General features: G+C 71.4%; 12 protein-coding genes. All 12 read left to right on the top strand.

The window, feature by feature from the left end; all coding sequences use genetic code 11:
- Window positions 1-815: 815 nt before the first annotated feature.
- The 12 genes from AB0F62_RS26835 to AB0F62_RS26780 all read left to right on the top strand — a co-directional run bounded on the left by AB0F62_RS26835 (window position 816) and on the right by AB0F62_RS26780 (window position 8,158).
- Window positions 816-1,766, top strand: coding sequence for an ArdC-like ssDNA-binding domain-containing protein (locus tag AB0F62_RS26835; protein ID WP_361804252.1), 951 nt, complete (start codon window positions 816-818; stop codon window positions 1,764-1,766).
- Window positions 1,767-1,832: 66 nt separating this feature from the next.
- On the top strand, window positions 1,833-2,633 hold the full coding sequence (locus AB0F62_RS26830) for a hypothetical protein (RefSeq protein WP_361804249.1): 801 nt from the start codon (window positions 1,833-1,835) through the stop codon (window positions 2,631-2,633).
- Between the two features lie 141 nt (window positions 2,634-2,774).
- Entirely contained in the window at window positions 2,775-3,302 is a 528-nt protein-coding gene (locus AB0F62_RS26825; RefSeq protein ID WP_361804246.1) for a hypothetical protein, read from the top strand.
- A gap of 82 nt (window positions 3,303-3,384) precedes the next feature.
- Window positions 3,385-3,786: a hypothetical protein gene (locus AB0F62_RS26820; RefSeq protein ID WP_361804243.1), complete on the top strand. Its 402-nt coding sequence runs from the start codon at window positions 3,385-3,387 to the stop codon at window positions 3,784-3,786.
- Between the two features lie 72 nt (window positions 3,787-3,858).
- Window positions 3,859-4,275 (top strand): hypothetical protein, encoded by a 417-nt coding sequence (locus tag AB0F62_RS26815; protein WP_361804240.1) that lies wholly within the window; start codon window positions 3,859-3,861, stop codon window positions 4,273-4,275.
- Between the two features lie 66 nt (window positions 4,276-4,341).
- Window positions 4,342-4,617, top strand: coding sequence for a hypothetical protein (locus AB0F62_RS26810; protein WP_361804237.1), 276 nt, complete (start codon window positions 4,342-4,344; stop codon window positions 4,615-4,617).
- 99 nt (window positions 4,618-4,716) lie between these two features.
- Entirely contained in the window at window positions 4,717-5,460 is a 744-nt protein-coding gene (locus AB0F62_RS26805; protein WP_361804234.1) for a hypothetical protein, read from the top strand.
- 135 nt (window positions 5,461-5,595) lie between these two features.
- A complete protein-coding gene (locus AB0F62_RS26800) occupies window positions 5,596-5,979 on the top strand; it encodes a DUF2958 domain-containing protein (protein ID WP_361804231.1) in 384 nt (127 codons plus the stop codon).
- Window positions 5,980-6,085: 106 nt separating this feature from the next.
- On the top strand, window positions 6,086-6,451 hold the full coding sequence (locus AB0F62_RS26795; RefSeq protein WP_361804228.1) for a hypothetical protein: 366 nt from the start codon (window positions 6,086-6,088) through the stop codon (window positions 6,449-6,451).
- Between the two features lie 126 nt (window positions 6,452-6,577).
- Complete coding sequence (locus tag AB0F62_RS26790) at window positions 6,578-7,369, top strand: hypothetical protein (protein WP_361804225.1); 792 nt, start codon at window positions 6,578-6,580, stop codon at window positions 7,367-7,369.
- Entirely contained in the window at window positions 7,363-7,758 is a 396-nt protein-coding gene (locus AB0F62_RS26785; RefSeq protein ID WP_361804222.1) for a hypothetical protein, read from the top strand. The genes AB0F62_RS26790 and AB0F62_RS26785 overlap by 7 nt, the downstream gene beginning before the upstream one ends.
- Window positions 7,759-7,909: 151 nt before the next feature.
- Complete coding sequence (locus tag AB0F62_RS26780) at window positions 7,910-8,158, top strand: hypothetical protein (protein WP_361804219.1); 249 nt, start codon at window positions 7,910-7,912, stop codon at window positions 8,156-8,158.
- Window positions 8,159-8,222: the final 64 nt, after the last annotated feature.

Below are 8,222 nucleotides of genomic sequence, written 5' to 3'. Positions count from 1 at the left end.
TCCGCTTCGCGGACCGTGAACCCCTTCACTTCGTTCCGGGGTTGGGGCCCCGCCTTCGGGGCTGGCCTCACTTCGTTCGGCCTGCCCCTTACCGGTCCCTGGGTGGGCTTTCGCTTCGCTCCAGCCCACCTAAGGTTGCTGACACACCCTCATGGTCAGGCACGCTGCGCTTGCCTGACCGGCCCTCGGCTTCGCCTCGCACCGCTGGGGCCCGGGGCCCGCTGACGCGGGCCCGGCTGGCTGGAAGGAGGTGGGCTGGTGTGCTTCTGAATGTGATGCAGCATGTAGGGATGGGGAAACGGGGCCACCCCCTCCGGGCGCGCCCCGCTCCCCCAGGAAATGCCCGGGCCACTTCCCCGGGCTTACCCCACGCGGGCAGGTACTGACGCCACCTCACACGCCCTTACCGCAGGCCGTCGTGGGCCCGGCCCGATCCGCACCGCGCCGGGCCCACCACCCGGCGCCCCCTCCCCCACCCATGGCCAGCGCAGCGCAACCCACGGCTCCCGCCACCCGAGGGCAGCCCCGAAACCGCCGGCCACCACCCCACACCCACCAACACACACAGGCCCACACAGGAGAAGTCAAACCAACAAGCCACCCAAAAACACCACCTGACCAGCAGAAACACCCCACGGACCGTCAGCCCGGTGCACGGGATAATGCACGGCATGGTGCACGTCATGCCGCACGGGATGGTGCACGGGATCTTGCCCCGCCACAATCAAAGCGAGTATCATTACTTTCGTAGGATCGAACGTGGGCCCGGAGCGGCAACTCCGGCCAGCGCACACCAGCCCACCAAGGGAGTCACGTTGGCAGTCACCAAGTCCCGCAAGCGCCGTCCGGCCCCCAGCCCGGAGCAGCGCGCCGAATGGGATGCGATCCGAGACGCGCGCGTCGAGGATCTGAAGTCGCAGTTTGACCAGGCTGTTTCGCAGCTGGTCACCACGGATGCATGGGGCGCGATGCTTGAGGCCGCCGTCCGGTTCCGCCGCTACAGCTTCCGGAACATGCTCCTGATCTTGAGCCAGTGCCCGCACGCCACCCAAGTCGAGGGGTTCCGCGAGTGGATCAAGCGGGGCCGCGCCGTCCGGAAGGGTGAACGCGCCCTGTGGATCCTCGCCCCTATGACGCGGCGCGTGATCGGAGCCGAGACCGCCGCCGACAACGGCCAGGCCGCACCGGCCGCCGAGGGCAGCGAGGAGCGCCGGGTTTTCTTCGCTCCCGTGAAGGTGTTCGACATCTCGCAGACGTACCGGCTGGACGGGGAGCCGGACGCTGAGCCGATCAACCGTGCGCCGCAGTTGGAAGGCGAGGCCCCCGCGCTCATGTGGCCGAGTCTGGCCGCCTACGTCGAGGCCCAGGGTTATGCCCTTGAGCACGGCGACACCGCGCCCGCCGAAGGCTGGACGAGCCCCACCACCCGCACCGTGCGCATCAGCGACACCCTGTCAGACGCGCTCGGGGCGCAGGTGCTCGCCCACGAGGCCGCGCACATCGCATGCGGCCACCTCGACACCAGCGCGGCGGAGTACCGGCAGCACCGGGGCCGGATGGAGACCGAGGCCGAATCCGTCGCCTACATCGTGTGCCGGGCGTTCGGACTGGAGGCCGCCGCAGTGTCGGTCCCCTACGTGGCCGGTTGGGCAGGCAAGACCGCCGACGAGGTTCAGCAGACGATCAAGGACGCCGGACAGCAGGTGATCACCGCCGCGCAGGCCATCTTGACCGCGCTTGCCCCGGACGCCGAGCCCGAGCAGTAGCCGACCGCCCCACCACCCGCCGGGGCCCGGCAAGCCGGGCCCCGGCCCCCTCAGGAGGACACCGCCGTGAAGCTCACCACCGCCCAGCACCGCGCCATCATCAGCAGCGCCGGAGGCCGCATCCAGGCCCGCCCGAACACGCTGGAATCTCTGGTCAGGCTCGGACTGGTCGAGCAGCGGACCCAGTACGACACCGGCCGCGCCGTGCTGCGCCACGTGCTCACCGAGCAGGGCCGCGCCGTCCGCGACGAACTGCGCGCCACCCGGAACGCCGAGCGCGCCCAGCGCGGCGAACTGCCCGCCCAGTGGGCGACGCCGGGCGTGCGGATCTCTACCCCGATGGGGCGCGGCACGGTCACCGGCCGGACCTACTACCCCAACGACGACAGCCACGGGCTGACGTGGCGTAGTGACGAGAGCCGCCCCGGGGACGAAGAGCATGTGATCGCGGCCACCTCCCCCTATCTGCGCCGACTGTGCGAGCGCTGCGACACCGTCGGCGACGACTCCTTGCCCCCCAGGGGTGGTCTGTGCGGCTTCTGTGCGGCCCTGGACGACGCCGCCGACCAACCGGCCCAGCGGTCCGCCACGGAGCCCGCACAGGCCCGCCCAGAGGCCGGCCGAGCCCCCCAGCCCACCACCGAGAGGACCCCCGTCATACCCGAGCAGCAGCCCCAGGCCCCCACCCCCGCCCCGAAACCGACACCGCGTGCCGACGAGGCGCGCCGACTCGTGGCCGAGGTCACGCGCATGACCGGCACCACGGCCGAGATCGATTGGGCCGCCCTTGACCGGCTGGACGACATGCCCGAGGACGATGCCGTGAAGGTGCTGGACGGCATCATGCGGCCCCTCATGTCCGACTGACCACGGTCAATATCCACAGGCCAAAACCGCAGGTGAGGGGTTGTCACCACTCCTCGAACCGCGTAAAATTTGAGCTGTCGGACCGGGGGGCGGCAAACCCCCGGACCGGCAGACCAACCCACCGACGAAGGAGAACAGACCATGCGACTCCCCGAGGCCACCAACACCCAGCGCGCCGAGCGCGGCGCACAAGCCGTCGCCAAGTACGCCGAGAAGGCGAAGAAGTTCGCCCACGTGGGACCGGCCGCCTACGTGGCCGCCGCCCTGTACGCCGCCGAGGTGCACGCGAAGGCGGCAGGCAGCACCAGTCCCGGGCAGGACATGAAGAACGGACTGCGCGACGAAGCGTTCAGCAAGCTCAGTGACATGGTGGCCGACGTGCTGCACCACATGGACGGCGCGTGCCAGGGACACACCCTCACCAGCGCCGCATGGCACCTGTTCGAGATGCACACCGTGGGCGAGGACACCGAACTGATCGTTGTCTCCGACGCCACGGACACCGGCGACGCGATCGATCTGCTGGCGAACCTCTGCCACGCCGTTCACAACCTGGACGGTAACCCGCTGGACGTGCTGGCGAGCGGACTGCGGGAGTTCGAGGAGGAGGCCGAGGCCGAGCGCGTCATCCAGGTGCGCAAGGCCCGAGAGGACCGCCTGAACGGTTAGCCAGACAGCACCACCCGGGGGCGCGGGCGGCAACCCGCGCCCCCCCTCCAACCCACCACCCCAGGAAGGGACACCACCCGACATGACCAGCACCGAGCGCACCGCCGCCCAGGCCATCCGCGCCATAGTCGCCGCACTGGGCACGGGACTGCACCAGGTGGCCGTCACCGCCCAGCCGACCACCGGCCCCGTCATCCAGGCCACGGCATGGGTCGCCGCCCCCAGCGGCGAGACTCCCAACGAGCCGACCGGCGCGTTTCACCACGTGATGGCCAAGGCCATCACCGGCCGGGCCGCCGTTGTGATGGCCCGCACGTTCAAGCCCGGCAGCTACGACACGGTGCAGGCGTGGCACGTCGAGGGCGGATGGCTCATCCCCGCCGCCGCCCCCCAGGTGTTCGCCGCCGTAGCGGCAATGTTCGCGCACGGCACGGCAGGACTGGCCATCGAGACCGCGCCGAACCTCCCCCGCCCCACCGCCTAGCACCACCCCGAGGCGGGCGCGGGCGGCAACCCGCGCCCCCTTCCAGCCCACCACCCCAGGAAGGACCCCGCCATGCTCAGCAGAGACCGACTCGCCGCCGACGCGTTCCACGCCGTCACCACCGCGCTAGGCCCCGGAACCCATCACATCGTGGTCAGCGGCCAGGAATGGGACAGCCCCACCGTCCAGGTCTTCACCGCCCAGGTCGAGGTCACCGCCGACGCCGCGCCCGCCATGCCGTCCCCCGAGTTCGGCGATCTGCTGGCCGACGTGATGTTGGGCATCCCCGGCGGGATCATTGCCCGCACCAGCGGCCCCGCCAAGACCTACGCCGTGCGCGGATGGTTCATCGCTGCCGGATGGTTTCACGCCATGACGGCCGCCGAGATCTTCAACGCCTACTGCGCCCCGCACGGCGAGTTGCTTCCCCCGGAGCCCGGCGTCAGCTACGAGGCCGGGCACCCCATCCCGCGCCCCGTCCGCGCCTAGCCCCCAGCCCCCGCCGTCCGGCCCGCGCCAAGCACGGACCGGACGGCCCAGGAGAGGACCCCAGCAGTGGACTTCACCACGCGCCCGCGCGGCCACCACGTAGAGCGTGACGGCAAGGACCGCAACGGCAAGGCGCGGCACCGGATCCAGGTTCAGCACGTGGCCGAGGGTGACACGCTCGGCAGCTTCGGAAAGGTGCTCGCGCTGCGCGAGCTCCCCGCCGCGGACGGGTGGCGCATGTTCTACCTGCGCACCGAGCACCCCAAGCAGTGGCCCGAGGTCACCGACGAGCACACCGTGCCGGAATTCCTGTACTACCCGGTCACCGCACTGGCCGACTGAGCACCCCCCGCACGAGTCCCCCGCCCGCCGGCCGAAAGCGCCGGCGGGCCGGGCCGCAGCGCCCGCCACCACCCCACCCACAACAGGAAGGCCCCCGCGATGCCCACCACGAACACCACCGCCGTCCCCGACCAGCCCGCACCCACCGTGCGGCAGCGCGTGCCCCTCCCCGGCATGCCGGTCCGGCGATCCGAGCCGTTCCCTTGGTACGACGGCCCGGCGTACGTCGTCGTCGACGACGTGACGTTCCACGTCCGCTACCGGCAGACCATCACCGGCGACGGCCACCCCGTGCGTCAGTACCTTGGCCACCGGCCGGAGACCACCGGCAAGGACGTACGCAACTGGCTACGCGGCAGCATGCGTTTCTGGGGATGCAGCCAGGCCGCCGTCACCGACGGCGGAACGCTCTACTACCGGCAGACCGAGAACCACGCCGCACTGCGGTTCGACCCGGACCCGGCATCCGGCGTCCTCATCACCGCCCCCGACCGGCAGCTCACCGCCGACGCCTACCGCTTCACCGGCCCTGGCCAGAGCCCGCAACTGTGGACCCCGGCCACGCTGCGCGCCGCCGTCACCTACGCCACCGCCCCCGGCGTGATCGACTGGCCGGACGGATGGGCCCACCTCATGCCGGACGGCACCGTCAGGTTCGCCCAGCAGGGGTACCCGTGGAGCGCCGCCCCGGAGTACACCGCCGAGCCCACCGAGGCCCCCGCCGACTGGGGACCGCAGTGCGCGCGGTGCCGCCGACACGCCAGCGAGCACGATCCGGAACGCGGAGCATGGGGCACCCGGTGCGACGCGTTCCGCAACTATCCCCAGGTCTGCGCGACTTGATGTTGCAGTCACACAATCAAGCGCGTATTATTTGAGATGTTGGATCGAGGGGCGGCAACCCCCGGACCGGCAGCTCCAACCCACCACCCGGGGCGGTCAGACCACCGGCCACCCCGCCCGAACCCGAGGAGTCACATGACCAGCGGTCCCGCCACCGGCCCCGCCCAGCCGATCAGCCTGCCGCCCGAGCAGTACCGCGAGCGGCGCGGCCACGACTTCTACCCCGACCCCGAAGCGCTGGCCGCCATCCCCGCCCTGTACGCCACCGAGGACACGCCCACCGCCGAGAAGGTCATGCACCTGCACTACACCGGCGGTCTGGCCGAGTGGTACGTGTCCGAACTGGACCCGAGCAGCGGACTGGCGTTCGGCTGGGCCCGGATCTCCGACGGCGAGTGGGGAAGCATCTCCCTGACCGAACTGGAGCAGGTCACCTACGGCGGCGGCCTCATCGTGCGCGACCTGGCGTTCACCCCGACCCGCGCGGGCGACATCCCCGCGATCGCCTCCGGCCGCTGAGCATCCGGTGCGGGCCCCGCCCCGGGGCCCGCACCCCGTTCGAACCCCTGCGCCGCCCGGCAAGACGGCGCAGGCTCACCACCCAGCCCACCAGGAAAGGAACCCCATGAGCGACAGCAGGCTCACTCTGCCCGAGGTCACCGCGCACATCGCCGCGCACGCCAGCGGGGCCGACCTCACCCGCATCGGCGAGGTGGTCAAGGAGCGCCGCAAGGCCCTGGCAACCATGGCCGCCGCCCGGGTCACCGTTGGCGCCGAGGTCGAGATCGCCAACATCAGCCCGACCTACTACACGGGCAAGCGCGGCACCGTCGAAGCCATCGAGCGAGGCGCGGCGCGCGTGAAGTTCAACGCGGAGTCCACCAACGAACTGCGGTTCGCCCGCAGCCGGAAGATCAGCGTTCCGGACTGCGTCGCGGAGTGGACCCCGCTCGCGATGTTCCCGCTGACCTGCCTGCGCGTCATCGACTGACACACGCCACCCCCGGCGTTGCCGCCCGGCCCACCACGAGGCCGGGCGGCAACGCCCCGCAACCTCGCGCGCCGGCACGAGCGGCAACCCGCGCCCGCGCAGCCCCGCCCACCAAGATGGTCACCCATGCCCGAGGTCACCGCCGCCCTCAGACTTGCCGAACTCGCCGCCACCAGCCGCGGAACCATCCTCGCCGAGACCCGCGGCCGAGCCGTACTGCTCCGCGCCCAGGACTACGAGGCCACTGTCAGCGTCACCTGCCCCGCCGAACCCATCACCGCCGGGCGCACCTGCCTGGACTTTGCCGAACTCAAGCAGACCCTTGCCGCCGCCGTAGCAGGCGAGCCCAAGCGAGCCGCCGCCGAGTCCCCCGTCACCGTCGACGGCGCGCAGCTGTCGACGGCGCATCTGTCAGTGCCGATCTCAGCGCACTGCGTCGAGAAGTTCCCGACGCCACCGCCCGCCGCGCCGACTGTCGCCACCGTCGATGGCCCGGCATTTTTCCGGGAGCTGGCCCGCGTGCTGCCCGCCGTGGGAGTCGACCCCGCCGAACCGGCGTGCACGATGGTGCGCGTCGAGTTGTCCGGCACTCTGCTGCGGCTGGCCGCCACCGACCGGTTCCGCGTCGCGCTGGCCCACGTTCCGGGCCAGCCGTGGGAGACCACCGACGACGTCCCGGTGCGCACCGCGCTGCTGCCGACGCGTGTGCTGGCCCACGTCGCCAAGCAGCTCAGCGCCTACGCCGGGCCCGTCGCCGTCGGCATCACCGCCGACGAAACGGCACCCGCTGGCGACGCTGACCATCGGTGCCGCCGAGGTCACCATTCACGCGAGGAGCGCCGTCGACTTCCCGTCCCCGGACACACATGCCCATCGAGCGGCACCACGCCGTCACCATCGACCGGGCATCGATGCTGAGCGCAGCCCGGAAGGCGCAGGCCCTGACCAGGGCGCGGAACATGGACCATCGGTTCGCGCTCATCCGCTGGGACGACGAAGGCGCCATGACGCTGGCCCCCTGGTACGCCGAGGAGCAGGCCAGGGTGCGCGGCGCGGAGGTCACCGCCCGGATCAGCGACGGGTCCGCCGCCGACATGACCGGCCGCGCGCTGCTGCTGACCGGCCGCTTTCTGCTGAACGCCCTGGACGCGTTCGCCAGCCAGACCGTCACCCTGCACCTGACCGACGCCGAGAACACCGGCCTTTACCTGTCCCCGGTCCTGTTCACCGAGACCGACGCCATCACCGGCCACGGATACCGGTACCTGGTGAAGCCCGCCATTGCGGACGGCATCACGCCCGCCTGACTTCAACGCACCGACCGGCCGGTGCGCACCAACTTGCTGCAGGTCAGCGCCCGTTGGAGTTGCTTCCCACCCCATGACCGCGTATCATTAGAAATGTCGGAACGGCGGCAACCGGACCGGCACCCCAACCCACCACCGAGGGAGCACCCACATGCAGGACGCCCAGCGCCCGAGCGGCTACGCCTGGGGCAGCACCAGCGGCGGCGAGTGGCTGACGATCGCCGGAAGCCACTGGCGCGCGCCGGCACTCACCGAGACCCCGGAGCAGGCGCAGCGCCCGTACCCGGCGGCGGACACCCTCGCCCGGGTGGAGCGCTGGACGCACCCGGGTGTCGCCAGCAGCCGCGCGTTCAAGATCCTCGACATCGTGCGGCAGGACCCGCAGAAGCCGACCGCGTAGCAACCAGCCCGCGCCGGTCCGGGGCGGCAACCCCGGACCGGCCCCCCAGCCCACCACCCGCCGA

The sequence above is a fragment of the Streptomyces sp. NPDC026673 genome, assembly GCF_040638135.1.
Taxonomy (GTDB): Bacteria; Actinomycetota; Actinomycetes; order Streptomycetales; family Streptomycetaceae; genus Actinacidiphila.
This window is presented reverse-complemented; position numbering and strand designations above follow the sequence as displayed.